Consider the following 14445-nt stretch of genomic DNA (forward strand, 5'->3'; position numbering starts at 1 on the left):
CTCCTGTTCGGTTGTCGTTCTTGCTACTGCTTTCTTGCAGAAAATTAGGGTGTTACATGAAAACTAGGCCAGTAAGACAAAAAAGACAAAAAAATGAAACATTTTGTTACCTCTGCAATTGTACGGAGTTACGGTGCGGGCAGGACGGTGGATCAGGCCAATGTGGTGAAGTACAGGTGGGCGCTTTTCTTGCTGAAGTTCAGGGTGTCGCCGTTATCGAAGCGGACTTCGAACGAGCTTTCGTCTTCACCGACGATGCGACCGGCCCCGAAAATGGCGTGGCTCACCCGCTGGCTGTGCCAGACCGGCGCCTGGCGATCGTTGGTGGCCGGGGCGGTGCCTTCCAGGGACACCCCCTCCCGCTGGGCATAGCGCTGGCTGACCGGGGTGAGCGGTGCATCCAGCCTGATGGGTGAGGCGGGCCGGCTATCCGCATCCAGGTGTTGTCCCAGCTCTTCCGACAGTTCGAAACAGCACTCCTCCACAAACCGGCTGGGGCCCTGGTCACCATCCAGATGGGGCCGGGTGCTGAGGGGCCGGCTGATCAGATGCAGGGTTTCCCGCGTCCGGGTCATGGCCACATACAACAGCCGGCGCTCACTCTCCAGGAACGCCCGGGCATCATCGTGCGACCGGGGAGAGTAGGGCAGGTATTTCTCCTGCAGACCGGGAATGATCACCACCGGCCATTCCAGCCCCTTGGTCCGGTGAATGGTGGACAGCAGCACGCCCCCTTCCCTGTTCTCACCGGCCTGCTGCTTCAGGGTTTTCAAATGCGTCAACGCACCTTCGGCATCCACATCCAGGCCCCTCAGGTACTGCCGGAACCCCTGCACGGTATCGATCCGCTCTTCGGCGCTCTCATGGGTCAGGGCCAGGCTGCGGATGCCCTCGTACAGGTCGGTGTGCTCGGCATAGACACTGATCAGCCCCGCCACCGGCCCCTTGAACCCGGACAGCTGGCCCAGCACCTCGCCCAGTTTGCGCAACTTGCGGGCAGGCATGGGCGCCAGGGCATCAAAATCCATGGCCAGAATTCGTTCATGCCAGGCCTCGCCGAAACCGGCCAGGAACTGCGCCAGATTCTCCAGGTCCGGCTCCTTCAGCCCGACATGGGGAAACCGAAGCAATAACCGGGCGAGTTCCAGCCGGTCCGAATCCGGCAAGTGCGTCAGCTTCCCGGTCACCACCATCAGCAGTGCAGTAATCGCCTGAACCTCGCGGCTGAACAGCGCCCCCTTGCCGGCATCAATCCGGTAGGGAATCTGCCGGGCCAGCAGTTTCAGCTCGATCGGCACACTCTGACTCCAGACCCGGAACAGAATCGCCGTCGCCGACAGGGACTCGTGGGATTGGTTCTTCAGAATCTGCAGGACCTGATCGCTATCGCTTTCCACCCGGTGCAGATGGATGGCGGTGTCCGGCGTCGACGGATGGGAGTGGCAAAGCACATCCTTGCGACCGGTGTTGTGACAGATCAGATGATTGGCCAGCAGCGCCACCCGGTGGCCGTAGCGGAAGGTATAGCTCAGCGTCTGCTCCAGCGGACTCTCGAACTCATCACTGAACCGCTTGAGAATAAACTCCGGCTTCGCGCCCCGGAATTCATAAATCGTCTGGTCCGGATCCCCCACCACCGTCACCCGCGCCCGGTCACCGGCCACATAGCGCAGCAACAGGTGCTGGATCTCATTGGTATCCTGGTACTCATCCACCAGAATCAGATCCATCTTGTTGCCCACCAGCCGCTGCAGCGGCGGATTCTGATGAATCGCCATCACCGGCTCATACAGCATATCGGCGTAACTTATCCGGCTCTGGGACTTGCGCCACTGCTCGAAGCTGTGGAACAGATCGATCAGGTACCGGTGCTTGTCCGAATATCCCAACTCCTCGAACACAATCTCAGCCGGCGACAGCGTCGTCTTCACCAGATCGATAAAGCCGGTAGCCGTCTCCACAAAATCCTTCTTGTTGCGCCGGATCTCATCCGCCAGATCCTCCGGCGCCAACCGCCGCGTCAGCTGCCAGGCCTGAAAACTGATCTCCTGCTCGGTCAGGATCTTGTCCGAAAACCCCGGCAGATAACCCTCCCGCACAAACCGCTTATAGAGCCGCAGCCCCATGGCGTGATACGTCCGGATCTCCGGCAACGCCAGCCTGGACTGGTGACACACCTCCTGCAGCTTACGCCCGAAATCTACCCGGGCACTGCGGTTGAACATCAACACCAGCATCCGGTCCGGATCGTGCCCCTGTTCCAGCAAATACCGGATCCGCCAGGCCAGCGTCGACGTCTTGCCACTACCCGCCACGGCAGTAATCACCGAATGCTCGTAGCCGGCAGTAATAATTGCCCGCTGCTCATCGGTCAGAAAACCCGGCAGGTTGGATGTGTCAGGAGTTTGGGGGTTGGTCGGCATGGCCGGTATTGTACTGGCCAACTGGTAGTGCGGATACCGGTCCCGCATAATTGAAAGCAAACCGCCATGCACCAGAGACTATAACTCCCAGGTATGACAGTGAGTTGGTGAGGGCTCTTCCAAAACTGTGCGGAGCCAAGGATGGCGGAGCTCAAGCGTCACAGGGACGTGCCGCCAGGAGCGGGTTTTGGAAGAGCCCTCACCAACTTACTGCCCCCAAAACTGGAAGGTCCACCAAATGGAAATGTCAGAATCAGTAAATGTTCTAGGCGAAAAACTGGAAATCTGCGGCACCGACCCCGAAACCGGCTTCTACCGCGACGGCTGCTGCAACGTAGGCCCCGATGACCTCGGCCTACACGCCGTCTGCGCCGTCGTCACCGACGACTTCCTCGAATTCTCAAAAAGCCGCGGCAACGACCTCAGCACCCCCAGACCGGAATTCGGCTTCCCCGGCCTCAAAGCCGGCGACAACTGGTGCCTCTGCGCCGCCCGCTGGCAGGAAGCCTTCGAAGCCGGGTGTGCCCCCAGGGTCCGGCTCCGGGCCACGCATCAGGCCGCCCTCGAAAAATGCGACCTGAACGACCTCAAAGCCCACGCCGCAGACCTCAGCTGATGTCTCTGTCCGCCGGTGACAGCCCCACAGGCCCTGAAGCCTGGGGGCAACTGGTTGAACACCTCGGCGCCCTGGGACAACGGCGCCTGGTCCTCGTCGAGGGTGACCGGGACCGTGCGCTGGCCTGGCTTCAAGAACTCCTGCCGGAACTGTACCAGTCGCCGGGCATCTGGACCGGCCCCGCTGATGACAATCCATCGGCAGGCCTTACCCCGGTCCCGCCGGCCAAAGCCAGAGACTGGCTGGGCCGGGAACTGGCGGTGGTGGTCTGGGACGGCTGGCAGGGTAACCCGCCCGATGGCCTGGCAGCGATTGCCGGCACCCTCAGGGCCGGAGGCCTGCTGTTCTGGTTGATGCCACCCCTGGCGGACTGGGCCCGGTTTGCGGATCCCGACTACCGTCGTACCGGCCTCGAAAGCGCCGAGCATCACCCATTTGCGAGCCGCATGGCGACCATTCTCGGCAACGATCCCGGTGTGATTCGGGTTGATGCCCGCGATCCCGGGGGTACCCGGATGCCGCGATTGCAGGCGCCGGCCACACCTTTCAACGTGGCAACCACCGACGACCAGCAACGCCTGATCGAGCAATTGGTGCATTTCGGCCAGGGCCGACGCCGGCGCCCGCTGGTGGTCACCGCCGACCGGGGGCGCGGTAAATCTGCCGCCCTCGGGATCGCCGCTGCCAGGCTGTTACAGCAGGGCCGCGAACGTATTGTGGTGACAGCGCCCATTCGCGAGAGCGTTGATACCCTGTTTCACCACGCCCGGCAAACCCTCGGGAATGACCTGACAACTGACGATGGCAACGGACTTGTCACCCGAACCGGGGCCGAACTCCGTTTCCTGCCGGTGCCGGAACTGCTGACCCGGAAACCGGCGGCCGAAGTGGTCCTGGTCGACGAAGCGGCAGCGATCCCACCCCAGATACTTGAGACCATCCTGCTGGGCTGGCCCAGGGTGGCTTTCTGCTCCACCGTCCACGGCTATGAAGGCGCAGGCCGCGGCTTTGCCATCCGGTTCCGCTCCGTGCTGGATCGCAAAACCCGGCATTGGCAATCCGCTACCCTGACCGAGCCGGTGCGCTGGGCCGCGGGGGATCCATTGGAGGCGCTGGCCTGCAATCTGTTCCTGCTATCCGCTTCCGGCATGGTCCGGGACGATGCCCGGGTTCCGACCAAAGCCATCCGGATTGAACGGTGGTGCCCCGCCGACGCGCCGGAGCCCGAGCTCGCCGAGGCCTTTGGCCTGCTGGTTGATGCCCACTACCGGACCACCCCGGCCGATCTTCGCCAGTGGCTGGATGATCCGTCTTCGGTCAGCTGGTGCGCCTGGCACGAAGGCCGCATCGTCGGGGTGCTCTGGGGCGCCGTTGAGGGCGGACTGGGCGAGGACCTGGCGCAGAAGGTTACGCGGGGGCGGCGCCGTATCCGGGGCCATCTGCTGGCCCAGTCTCTCGCTTCCCACAGTGGATTTCCGGAAGCCGCAACCCAGAAGACCCTCCGGGTAGTACGGGTTGCCGTGGCCAGTCCGGCCCGCCGCAGTGGGGTTGGTAAGCGCCTGGTGGCAGCGGCGCGGGAGTGGGTGGCCGAGCAGCAGCTGGATAGCCTGGGTACCAGCTTTGGCGGCAGCCCGGAATTGCTGGCTTTCTGGCAGTCCTGCGGGATGAACGTGGTTCGCGTCGGGTTTCACCGGGAAAATACCAGTGGTGAGTACCCACTGCAGATGCTGACCGGATCGAGTCCTCCAGGTGTCGAGCTGGTCGATCGACTGCGGGGGCGGTTGGCACGGCACTGGTTGACACTGCTTCCCCGCCACTGGTCCGCGATGCCCGCGGAACTCCTGGCGGCCATCAGCGACGACCTGCCTGCAACCCACGTACTCAATTTCGATGACCGGCGTGATCTCGACAACTTTGCCCACGGCCACCGGGGCTTTGACCTTTGCCTGCCGGTGCTGGGGGAGCTTGGTCAGGTACCGGGTGTCATGAACTGGCTGAGGACCCGGCCGGAGCTGGCCCTGTGGGTCGGGGCAGTGTTGCAGGGTCGTTCCTGGGCCGAGTTGCAGGCGGCCGGCTTGTGTCTTGGCCAGAGGGATGGCGAGGACCGTTTGCGGGCAGTGGTGCGCGAACTGCTGCAAAACGGGCCGGAGATGTGAACCGCTCGATTTAATTCCTGTCGGGTGCTGCCCAGAATAGGCCAACGTTCAAAACAGAGATTGTTGATATGGCCAAGGGATCCGGCACCCTCCACGCACTGTTCCTGTCGTTTCTTGCTTCAACCCTGCTGTCCGGATGCGCAGTCCGGGATGAGGCCAGCAACCTGGCCCGGGAAACGGCCACCGAGACCGCTACGCCGCTGATCCGGGCAGCGGCAGCCGGCAATCTTGAGGAAGTCGAAAACCTGGCGGAGGCCGGTCACTCACTGAACACCCTGACCGAACGGGGATCCCCACTGATGGTAGCGGTAAGTGCCGGACGGGACAGGGTGGCCTGGTATCTGCTCAGCGAAGGGGCTGATCCGAATCTTGCCGCGCCGGGTGAGGCGACGCCCCTGATGGTCGCCTCTGGTGATGGCAGCCGGCGACTGGTCCGGTTGCTGCTCTCGGCCGGCGCTAGCGTCAATGCGGTGGATGAACAAGGGTATACGCCGGTGATCCGGGCGGCTGAGCAGGGCAACCTGTCCGTGGTCAAGGTGTTGCTGGCCGCCGGGGCGAACGTCAATGTCAGTCAGGGCGGCGAGTCGTTGCTGATGAAAATTGTCGGCAGCGGGGATCTGCTGACTGCAGAGATGCTGCTGGCGGCCGGGGCCGACGTCAACTACCGGGCCCACGACGGCAGCACCGCCCTGAGCCGGGCCCGGGCCATCAACAGCCAGGATCTGGAGATGTTGCTGGTCCAGGCCGGGGCCCGCTTGTAATCCCTTACTGCAACTGCATCGGATCTGTTTCGTCGTCCCATTCCGGTTCGAAGTGGGCGGCGACGACATCCTCCGGCACCTCGGCCACCGAGCCATAGGACCAGGCCGGTTTCTGGTCCTTGTCCACCATTCTCGCCCGGACGCCCTCGGCCAGGTCCGGCCGCCGGCTGCACTCGAGGGCCATGGCCAGTTCCATCCGGAACACATCCTTGAGCGACATCTGCTGGGCTTTCTTCAGCTGGGTCCACACCAGCCAGGCGGAGACCGGGCAGCCGCTGCGTAGGTTGTCGATGCAGGCGCGCCACCAGTCACTGTCAATGTCCGAGCCAAGCAGCTGATCCACCACTGCGGGCAGTTCCTCCCCGGCACTGAGGCGTGAAATCGCCTGTTCGTGTTGTTCCAGGTTGCTTTGTGGCAGTGCCCGGTAATCCGGTGCGGGCATCTGGTTCAGCAGTCGGAACAGCCGGTTGTCATCGGCAGCGGCCTCCCCGGTCCAGCGCTGTTCCTGCAGCCGGGCGAGCAGGGTGTCCAGGTCTTCAGGCAGCAATGCCATATCCGCCAGGCCCACCCGCAGGGTATCGGTAACGTTGAGCCGTGCCCCGGTCAGCCCCATGAACAGCCCCAGGCGGCCCGGCAGGCGGTTGAGGAACCAGCTGGCGCCGACATCCGGAAACAGACCGATGGAGATCTCCGGCATGGCCAGGGTGAGGTCCGGCGTTACCAGCCGGTAGCGGCAGGCGGACAGCAGGCCCAAACCGCCGCCCATGACCACGCCGTGGCCGATGCCGACAACCGGCTTGGGGAACCGGTGCAGGCTGTAATCCAGCCGGTATTCCCGGGTAAAGAAGCGGGAAGGAGCTTGCTGGTCGCCATGACCGGTCATGGCGTCATAGAGAAGGCGGATGTTGCCGCCGGCACAGAAGGCCCGGTCACCAGCCCCTTGCAGCACCACCAGGCAGATCCTGTCATCTGTCGCCCAGCGATCCAGGGCCTCCTGGGCCTGTTCCACCATGGCTTCGCTCAGGGCATTGAGGGTGCCGGGCGAGTTCAGGGTGAGCAAGCCAAGAAAGCCTTCACGGCAGGGTAACTCTTGGACCTCTACGGACATGGGGCGCGTCTCCGGGTTGGATAAAACAGAAATCTGGGTATTCTACGTTGTCGTACTTTCCCACTAACCCGCGAGTGCGGTAAAGGGGACGATTGTCGAAATGAGCGCCTTGATCTATCACATTTGAGCCAGGCGCGCTCTGTGCTATAAGTGCATTACAGTCGAGTTTTAATAACACCTGACGGCATTATCACGCCGACAACGATGAGAGGGTAGTAACTATGAAATTCAAGAACTTCGCGATTGCCGGACTGATGTCTGCTGCTGTTGCCCTGCCGACCCTGGCCGCTGCCGCGGGCGATGTGGAAGCCGGCAAGGCCAAGGCTGCCGTCTGTGCCGCATGCCACGGCCAGAATGGTATGGCCCAGATCCCGACCTATCCGAACCTTGCTGGCCAGAACGAGCAGTATCTGGTATCTGCCCTCAAGGCTTACAAGAACAAGCAGCGTTCCGGTGGCCAGGCTGCCATCATGCAGGGCCAGGCTGCAGCTCTGAGCGATGAGGATATCGCCAACCTGGCAGCTTACTACGCCAGCCTGCCGGCAGGTGGTCAGTAAGCTCCGGCTTGATGTCAGTGGGGCGGCTCAGGCCGCCCCACTGACAATACGATAACACGGCTGGTAAGCCTGCAGGCCGGGCAGTTTCATCCGGTTCTGGGCCACGAATTGCTCCAGCATGGCTTCCAGAGGCTTGATCAACGAGGGGTCCCCGGCGATCTCGAACGGCCCTTTCTCCTGAATCTGACGTATCCCGCTTTCCTTCACATTCCCCGCGACGATCCCGCTGAACGCCTTGCGCAGGTTGGCGGCAATCATGTGGACCGGCTGATCCCTATGCAGTTCCAGTGACCGCATGCTGTTGTGGTTGGGCTCGAATGGCAGCTGGAACACAGGATCGATCTTCAGCATCCAGTTGAAATAATAGGCATCCTGCATGGCCCGGCGGAAGGTCTCCACTTCCTTCATGCCCTTTCGCATGGCTTGGGCGACACGGGCGGGGTCATCAATGATGATCTCGTACTTGCTGGCGGCTTCGTCCCCCAGGGCGTTGCGGATGAACTTGTCGATCATCTCGAAGTATTCCGCATTCTCTTTCTCGCCGGTGAAAATGACCGGGAACGGCAGGTCGGCGTTATCCGGGTGGAGCAGGATGCCGAGCAGGTACAGGATTTCCTCGGCGGTACCCACACCGCCGGGGAACACGATGACGCCATGGCCGCAGCGCACGAAAGCCTCCAGACGTTTTTCGATATCCGGCATGATCACCAGTTCGTTGACGATCGGGTTAGGCGCCTCGGCACCGATGATCGCCGGCTCGGTAATGCCCACATAACGGCCATTCTTCACCCGCTGCTTGGCGTGGCCGATGGTGGCTCCCTTCATCGGTCCCTTCATGGCACCGGGACCGCACCCGGTGATGATGCTCAGGCCGCGCAAGCCGAGCTGGTGGCCGACTTCCTTGCTGTACTGGTACTCCGCCTGGCTGATGGAGTGACCGCCCCAGCACACCACCATGTCCGGCTGGCGCCCGGCTTCCAGCACGCCGGCGTTGCGCAGGATGTGAAACACCAGGTTGGTGATGTCTTCGGGGTTGTCCCGGCGGAACCCGGCAATGGTCTGGGGAATGGAGTGGGTGTACACGATATCCCGGAGCACGGAGAACAGGTGCTCGCGGATGGCCCGCAGCATTTGGCCATCGACAAAGGCATAACCGGGGGCGTTGATCAGCTCCAGCTTCAAGCCGCGGGGCTGGGGCACCAGTCTCACATCGAAATCGGCGTGGGCCTCCATCAGGGCCTTACAGTTGTCGGTTTCCACCCCGGTATTCAGCACGGCCAGAGCACACTGGCGGAACAGCTGGTAAAGACCGCCCTCGCTCCGGTCCTTGAGCCGGTTGACTTCATGATTGGAGAGGATTTCAAGGGCGCCCTCCGGGGAAACCAGGGCGTTGTTCGTGGGTTCTGTCATTTAATGGTGAAACTCCTGAAGGTTTCGGCAATGCCGGATTTTGAGGCACTCTGACAAAACGGTACACTAAGCGCTTTCCTCTTTGTACGCCACCCGACAAAACTCCGATCTATGAAATTACTGATACGTCCCGCTCCGGAAGTTGCCATCAAGAGTAAGCCCGTTCGTCGGCAGCAGATGAAACAACTCCGTCAGAACATCCGCAAGCTCCTGGCCCGACTCGATCACGAAATTATCGTGGAGGGCAGCTGGGATCGGGTGGACGTAGAGGTTCCGGATGACCGGGGCCTCTATGGGCCGGTTATTGACGCCCTGTCGCGCATCCCGGGTATTTCCAGCATCCAGGAGATCGCGGTGTATCCCTTGCAGTCCCTGGAGGATATCGGTGAGAAGGCCGTCGCCGCCTTTGCCGGTCGACTGGATGGCAAGACCTTCGCCGTCCGTGCCAAGCGCCTGGGCAGCCATGATTTCCGGTCCATCGATATTGAGCGCTCGGTGGGCGCGGCACTGTGCAAAGCCTTCGATACCGCCGGTGTCGATCTGAAATCACCGCAGGTGGAAGTGCGGATCGAGGTCAAGGAGGACGGATTCCACATCGCCCGGCGCAAGCACCAGGGCCTGGGCGGCTACCCGCTGGGTTCGGTGGAAAGCGTCATGACCCTGATTTCGGGCGGCTACGACTCCTCCGTGGCCGCCTACCTGATGATGCGCCGTGGCCTGCGCAGTCATTTCCTGTTCTTCAACCTCGGCGGCACCGCTCACGAGGTCGGCGTGCGCCAAGTGGTACATTACCTGTGGGACCGCTACGGCGCCTCCCATAACGTGAAGTTCATTTCCGTGCCGTTCGAAGGCGTGGTGGCCGAGATCATGCGTTCGGTGAACAACCGCCACTGGGGCGTGGTGCTCAAGCGCCAGATGCTCAAGGCGGCAGCCGAGATTGCCCGTGACCTCAACGTGGCTGGGCTGGTGATGGGGGATGCGGTGGCCCAGGTGTCAAGCCAGACCCTGTCGAACCTGAACGTGGTGGACCGGGCCAGCGATGAAGTGGTGTTGCGGCCGCTGATCGCCATGGACAAGCAGGAAATCATCCGCATTGCCCACGACATCGGCACCGAGTCTTTTGCCCGCAACATGCCCGAGTACTGTGGTGTGATTTCCCAGAAGCCGGCCACCCGCGCCAAGCTGCACCGGGTCGAGGCCGATGAGGCGAACATGGACGCCGAAGTGCTGGCCCGCGCCATCGGGGAGCGGACCGAAACCCCGGTCAACCGTCTGCTGGAAACCACGGTTACCCCGGAGGAAGTGGAGCTGGTGGAAACGCCGGGGGTGAACGACGTCATCATCGATGTGCGCCATCCGACCGAAGAAGAGCGGTCACCGCTGGCCCTGACCAACAACCGGATCCTGAAGATCCCGTTCTACGAGCTCAACCAACAGATCGAGGAACTGCCGCAGAACCGCCAGTACCTGCTGTACTGTGACCGGGGCACCATGAGCCGGATGCACGCCGGCCACCTGAAGGCCGAGGGGCACGACAACGTCAAGGTCTATGCCCCGGCTTCTTGAGAAGTGAGTCTCAGCCCTCCAGGCCCCGGAAGAACTGCTGGACGTTGGTGCTCAGGGCCTCAAGGTCGTAGCCGCCCTCCTGGACAATCAGCGTGGGCAGGCCCAGCCGGCGGATGTGGGTGCTTAGCCGGTGGAAACCTTCCGAGGATACCGATACCTTGGCCTGGGGGTCGTTCTTGTAGATGTCAAAGCCCAGGGTGAGGATCAGGGCATCAGGCTGGAACAGCTTGATGGCGGCCAGGGCCTCGTCCACTTTGGCAAAGAAATCCTCCTCACTGGAGCCGTGGGGCATGGGCATGTTGATGTTGTAGCCGTAGCCTTCGCCCTCGCCACGCTCGTCCTCGAAGCCGCTTACCACCGGGTAGAAGTTGGTGGGGTCGCCGTGGATGGAGATGTAAAGGACATCGCTGCGATCGTAGAAAATTTCCTGGATACCCTGGCCATGGTGCATGTCGGTATCCAGAATCACGATTTTCGGGAACCGGGATTTCATGTGTTCAGCGGCAATGGCAGCGTTGTTCAGGTAGCAAAAACCACCGGCCGCGTCCCGGCGCGCGTGATGCCCGGGTGGTCGGCATACCGCATAGGACGTCCTGTCGCCGGCAATCAGTGCATCAGCCGCACCCAGGGCACTCTGGGCTGACCAGTAGGCTGCGTGCCACGTGTGTTCACCAATCGGACAGCTGCCATCGGCCTGGTAGCGGGCCGCCTCGGCGAGAATGCCGGTCAGGTGATTGGGCGAGCGGACGAAGATGTTCGAGATCACCTCGTCACCCCAGTCATCCATCTGTTTCCAGCGGCGGTGGGCGGACTCCAGAAAACGGAGATAGCCCAGATCATGAACCTTCGATATCGGGCCGGCACCCTGATCCGCCGGTTGCAGAACCGAAATACCCATCTCCTTCAGGCCGTCCAGCATTTGACCGGTACGATCAGGCACTTCCTGCGGCTGACGCATCTGCCCACGGGTAAAGTAGGTCTGGGGAATATGCTGATCCTGTGCGGGATGGAAAAACGCTTTCATTGTCCGGCCTCCTGGAATGGTAATGCTCCGAGTATAGGCACAGTCGGAGGATGTTCAAAAGCCCGCCCTTGACTTTACAGGCTACGCTACAACACTCACTATGAAAGACATCATCCACTGACGCAACTGGTCCCGTGCGGGGCGCAGACAAACACTGAAGAGGAGCCGAGATGATCGAGTCACCCCTGCTGGAGAAACTCACTGGTTACATCGGCGGTCGCTGGACGGACAGTGCCCAGGGCAACACCTTCGATGTCTACAACCCCGCCACCGGCGAGGTGATTGCGAAAGTGCCCTCCATGCCGGCGGAGGACATCGAGGCTGCCATTGCGGCGGGCAAATCGGCCCTGAAACTTACCAGCCCCTATTCCATTGAAACCCGCCGCAAATGGCTGGAAGACATCCGGGACGGTCTGAAGGAAAACCGCGAGGAAATCGGCCGGATTCTCTGTATGGAGCACGGCAAACCGTGGAAAGAAGCCCAGGGAGAAGTGGACTATGCCGCCGGCTTTTTCGATTATTGCGCCAAGCACATCCAGGCCCTTGATGCCCACACCATCCCCGAGAAGCCCAAGGACTGCACCTGGACCGTGCACTACCGGCCGGTTGGGGTGACTGGCCTGATTACGCCGTGGAACTTCCCCATCGGCATGATCGCCAAGAAACTGTCCGCGGCGCTGGCGGCGGGTTGCCCGTCGGTGATCAAGCCGGCCAGCGAAACCCCGCTGACCATGATTGCCCTGTTCAGCTTGATGGACAAGCTGGACCTGCCGGATGGCATGGTCAACCTGGTGATGGGCAAGGCCAGCGTGATCGGCAAGGTGCTGTGCGAAAGCCCGGACGTGCCCATGCTCAGCTTCACTGGCTCCACTGAAGTGGGCCGCAAGCTCATCGTCGACACCGCCGACCAGGTCAAGAAACTGGCCCTGGAGCTGGGCGGCAACGCTCCGTACATCGTATTTGAAGACGCTGACCTGGACGCTGCAGCCGATAACCTGATCGCCAATAAATTCCGGGGCGGTGGCCAGACCTGCGTGTGCGCCAACCGCATCTTCGTCCACGAGAAAGTGGCGGATGCCTTCGGTGAAAAACTGGCGGAACGTGTGAACAAGATGACCGTCGGCGACGGCATGAATGAAGGCGTCGACATCGGCCCGCTGGTGAACAAACAGGGCTTCGACAAGGTCAAACGTCACCTGGAAGACGCCCTGGGCAAGGGCGCCAACCTGGTGGCCGGCAAACAGCCGAGCGAGCTCGGCGATGGCCTGTTCTTCCCACCGACGGTAGTGCTCGGCGTCAACCGCGACATGTGCTGCTACCAGGAAGAAACCTTCGGCCCACTGGTTCCGATGGCCCTGTTCCGCACGGAAGAGGAAGTTATCGACGCCGGCAACGACACCGAATTCGGCCTGGCCTCCTACGTCTTCACCGCTGATCCGGAGCGCGCCCAGCGCGTCGCCGCCGGCCTCCGTTTCGGCCACGTTGGCTGGAACACCGGCACCGGCCCGACCCCGGAAGCGCCATTCGGGGGTATGAAGGCCTCCGGTATCGGTCGTGAGGGTGGCCTTGAAGGTTTATTCGAATTCGTCGAACCGCAAACTGTGCCGCGGGGTTTCTGATCCAGGTAGGCGTTTAATGTCGAGGGGGTGAGACCCCCCCTTCGATGCCAGACAGCGCAGGGGCGGGGCCTTCTTTCCAGGACTGTCTGTGGCCATGGATGGCCACAGTCAAGCGCACAGGGACGTGCTTGTAGCGTGTCCTGGAAAGAAGGCCCCGCCCCTGTGCGTTAACTCCAAAACCCGAAGTCAAAAGCCCGAGCCGAGCCCCCGACAAGCCCTGCCATACCCTGTTATACTCCCAGACCTGTTTATTTAACCAGTAGCGAACCGAATCTCTATGGACGTCTCCCACATCATCGATCCCCTGAACGATGCCCAGCGTGAAGCTGTCACCGCGCAGAACGACCACCTGTTGGTACTGGCCGGTGCCGGCAGTGGCAAAACCCGGGTACTGGTGCACCGGATTGCCTGGCTGATGACCGTGGACCGGGTGCCGCCGACGGCCATCCTGGCGGTGACCTTCACCAACAAGGCGGCGAAGGAGATGCGCTACCGGGTCGAACAGATGATGCAGATCCCGACCCGGGGACTGTGGATCGGAACCTTCCACGGGATTGCCCACCGGTTGCTGCGGGCCCACTGGCAGGATGCCGGCCTGCCGGAGAACTTCCAGGTACTGGACAGTGACGACCAGCTGCGGCTGATCAAGCGGGTGATGCGGGAGAACCAGATCGACGAGAGCCGCTGGCCGCCGAAGCAGGCCCAGTGGTTCATCAACAGCCAGAAGGATGAAGGCCTGCGGGCGGACCACATCCAGGAGAATCCGGGCGATCACTTCACCTCCACCATGCTGAAGATCTACCGCCAGTACGAGAAACTGTGCCAGCAGGGCGGGCTGGTGGATTTCGGCGAACTGCTGCTGCGCTCCCATGAACTCTGGCTGCACAAACCGGAACTGCTGGCGCATTATCAGCAGCGCTTCCAGCATATGCTGGTGGACGAGTTCCAGGACACCAACACCATCCAGTATGCCTGGCTGCAGGTACTTGCCAGCAACCGGGTGCCGTTGACCATTGTGGGGGACGACGACCAGTCCATCTACGGCTGGCGTGGCGCCAAGATCGAGAACATCCAGCAGTACCAGCGGGACTTTCCCAACGCCCGGCTGGTGCGCCTGGAGCAGAATTACCGCTCGACCCAGACCATCCTGAAGGCCGCCAACTCGGTGATCGCCAACAACCAGGGGCGTCTTGGCAAGGAGCTGT

11 protein-coding genes are annotated in these 14445 nt (G+C 61.9%); 7 read left to right on the forward strand and 4 right to left on the reverse strand.

The window, feature by feature from the left end; all coding sequences use genetic code 11:
- Positions 1 to 152 precede the first annotated feature (152 nt).
- The gene (locus tag ACESMW_RS05250; RefSeq protein ID WP_372986016.1) at positions 153 to 2471 is read right to left on the reverse strand and encodes an ATP-dependent helicase; all 2319 of its coding nucleotides are present in this window, start codon (positions 2469 to 2471) and stop codon (positions 153 to 155) included.
- Positions 2472 to 2661: 190 nt separating this feature from the next.
- Here ACESMW_RS05250 and ACESMW_RS05255 point away from each other — a divergent pair, with 190 nt between their 5' ends.
- The 3 genes from ACESMW_RS05255 (at position 2662) to ACESMW_RS05265 (ending at position 5956) form a co-directional block, all read left to right on the forward strand.
- On the forward strand, positions 2662 to 3039 hold the full coding sequence (locus ACESMW_RS05255) for a DUF2237 family protein (RefSeq protein WP_372986004.1): 378 nt from the start codon (positions 2662 to 2664) through the stop codon (positions 3037 to 3039).
- Positions 3039 to 5195 (forward strand): tRNA(Met) cytidine acetyltransferase TmcA, encoded by a 2157-nt coding sequence (locus tag ACESMW_RS05260; RefSeq protein WP_372986005.1) that lies wholly within the window; start codon positions 3039 to 3041, stop codon positions 5193 to 5195. The genes ACESMW_RS05255 and ACESMW_RS05260 overlap by 1 nt, the downstream gene beginning before the upstream one ends.
- A gap of 68 nt (positions 5196 to 5263) precedes the next feature.
- On the forward strand, positions 5264 to 5956 hold the full coding sequence (locus ACESMW_RS05265) for an ankyrin repeat domain-containing protein (RefSeq protein WP_372986006.1): 693 nt from the start codon (positions 5264 to 5266) through the stop codon (positions 5954 to 5956).
- A gap of 4 nt (positions 5957 to 5960) precedes the next feature.
- On the opposite strand, the gene ACESMW_RS05270 is transcribed toward ACESMW_RS05265, so the two are convergent.
- Positions 5961 to 7064, reverse strand: coding sequence for an enoyl-CoA hydratase/isomerase family protein (locus ACESMW_RS05270; RefSeq protein ID WP_372986007.1), 1104 nt, complete (start codon positions 7062 to 7064; stop codon positions 5961 to 5963).
- Positions 7065 to 7285: 221 nt separating this feature from the next.
- On the opposite strand from ACESMW_RS05270, the gene ACESMW_RS05275 reads away from it, so the two are divergent.
- Positions 7286 to 7621, forward strand: coding sequence for a c-type cytochrome (locus ACESMW_RS05275; RefSeq protein ID WP_372986008.1), 336 nt, complete (start codon positions 7286 to 7288; stop codon positions 7619 to 7621).
- A 27-nt stretch (positions 7622 to 7648) separates the two neighbouring features.
- On the opposite strand, the gene ppnN is transcribed toward ACESMW_RS05275, so the two are convergent.
- Positions 7649 to 9031 carry a nucleotide 5'-monophosphate nucleosidase PpnN gene (ppnN, locus tag ACESMW_RS05280; RefSeq protein ID WP_372986009.1) on the reverse strand — a complete coding sequence of 461 codons (1383 nt, stop codon included), beginning with the start codon at positions 9029 to 9031 and terminating at the stop codon, positions 7649 to 7651.
- Positions 9032 to 9142: 111 nt separating this feature from the next.
- On the opposite strand from ppnN, the gene thiI reads away from it, so the two are divergent.
- Positions 9143 to 10597, forward strand: a complete 1455-nt coding sequence (gene thiI, locus ACESMW_RS05285) for a tRNA uracil 4-sulfurtransferase ThiI (protein ID WP_372986010.1) — start codon at positions 9143 to 9145, stop codon at positions 10595 to 10597.
- A 10-nt stretch (positions 10598 to 10607) separates the two neighbouring features.
- Here the strand turns inward: thiI and ACESMW_RS05290 are convergent, their stop codons facing one another.
- The gene (locus tag ACESMW_RS05290; RefSeq protein WP_372986011.1) at positions 10608 to 11621 is read right to left on the reverse strand and encodes a histone deacetylase family protein; all 1014 of its coding nucleotides are present in this window, start codon (positions 11619 to 11621) and stop codon (positions 10608 to 10610) included.
- A 170-nt stretch (positions 11622 to 11791) separates the two neighbouring features.
- Between ACESMW_RS05290 and ACESMW_RS05295 the strand changes: the two genes are divergently transcribed.
- Positions 11792 to 13240, forward strand: a complete 1449-nt coding sequence (locus tag ACESMW_RS05295; RefSeq protein WP_372986012.1) for an NAD-dependent succinate-semialdehyde dehydrogenase — start codon at positions 11792 to 11794, stop codon at positions 13238 to 13240.
- A 277-nt stretch (positions 13241 to 13517) separates the two neighbouring features.
- A partial coding sequence (locus tag ACESMW_RS05300; protein ID WP_372986013.1) for a UvrD-helicase domain-containing protein occupies positions 13518 to 14445 on the forward strand: 928 nt, incomplete at its 3' end.

Origin of the sequence: Marinobacter sp., assembly GCF_041690455.1 — a bacterium.
GTDB lineage: Bacteria > Pseudomonadota > Gammaproteobacteria > Pseudomonadales > Oleiphilaceae > Marinobacter.

Bases quoted from the DNA above. Each gene is read 5' to 3' on its own strand.
- ACESMW_RS05250 (WP_372986016.1), bottom strand. From the start codon at position 2,471: ATGCGGGACCGGTATCCGCACTACCAGTTGGCCAGTACAATACCGGCC.
- ACESMW_RS05255 (WP_372986004.1), top strand. From the start codon at position 2,662: ATGGAAATGTCAGAATCAGTAAATGTTCTAGGCGAAAAACTGGAAATC.
- ACESMW_RS05260 (WP_372986005.1), top strand. From the start codon at position 3,039: ATGTCTCTGTCCGCCGGTGACAGCCCCACAGGCCCTGAAGCCTGGGGG.
- ACESMW_RS05265 (WP_372986006.1), top strand. From the start codon at position 5,264: ATGGCCAAGGGATCCGGCACCCTCCACGCACTGTTCCTGTCGTTTCTT.
- ACESMW_RS05270 (WP_372986007.1), bottom strand. From the start codon at position 7,064: ATGTCCGTAGAGGTCCAAGAGTTACCCTGCCGTGAAGGCTTTCTTGGC.
- ACESMW_RS05275 (WP_372986008.1), top strand. From the start codon at position 7,286: ATGAAATTCAAGAACTTCGCGATTGCCGGACTGATGTCTGCTGCTGTT.
- ppnN (WP_372986009.1), bottom strand. From the start codon at position 9,031: ATGACAGAACCCACGAACAACGCCCTGGTTTCCCCGGAGGGCGCCCTT.
- thiI (WP_372986010.1), top strand. From the start codon at position 9,143: ATGAAATTACTGATACGTCCCGCTCCGGAAGTTGCCATCAAGAGTAAG.
- ACESMW_RS05290 (WP_372986011.1), bottom strand. From the start codon at position 11,621: ATGAAAGCGTTTTTCCATCCCGCACAGGATCAGCATATTCCCCAGACC.
- ACESMW_RS05295 (WP_372986012.1), top strand. From the start codon at position 11,792: ATGATCGAGTCACCCCTGCTGGAGAAACTCACTGGTTACATCGGCGGT.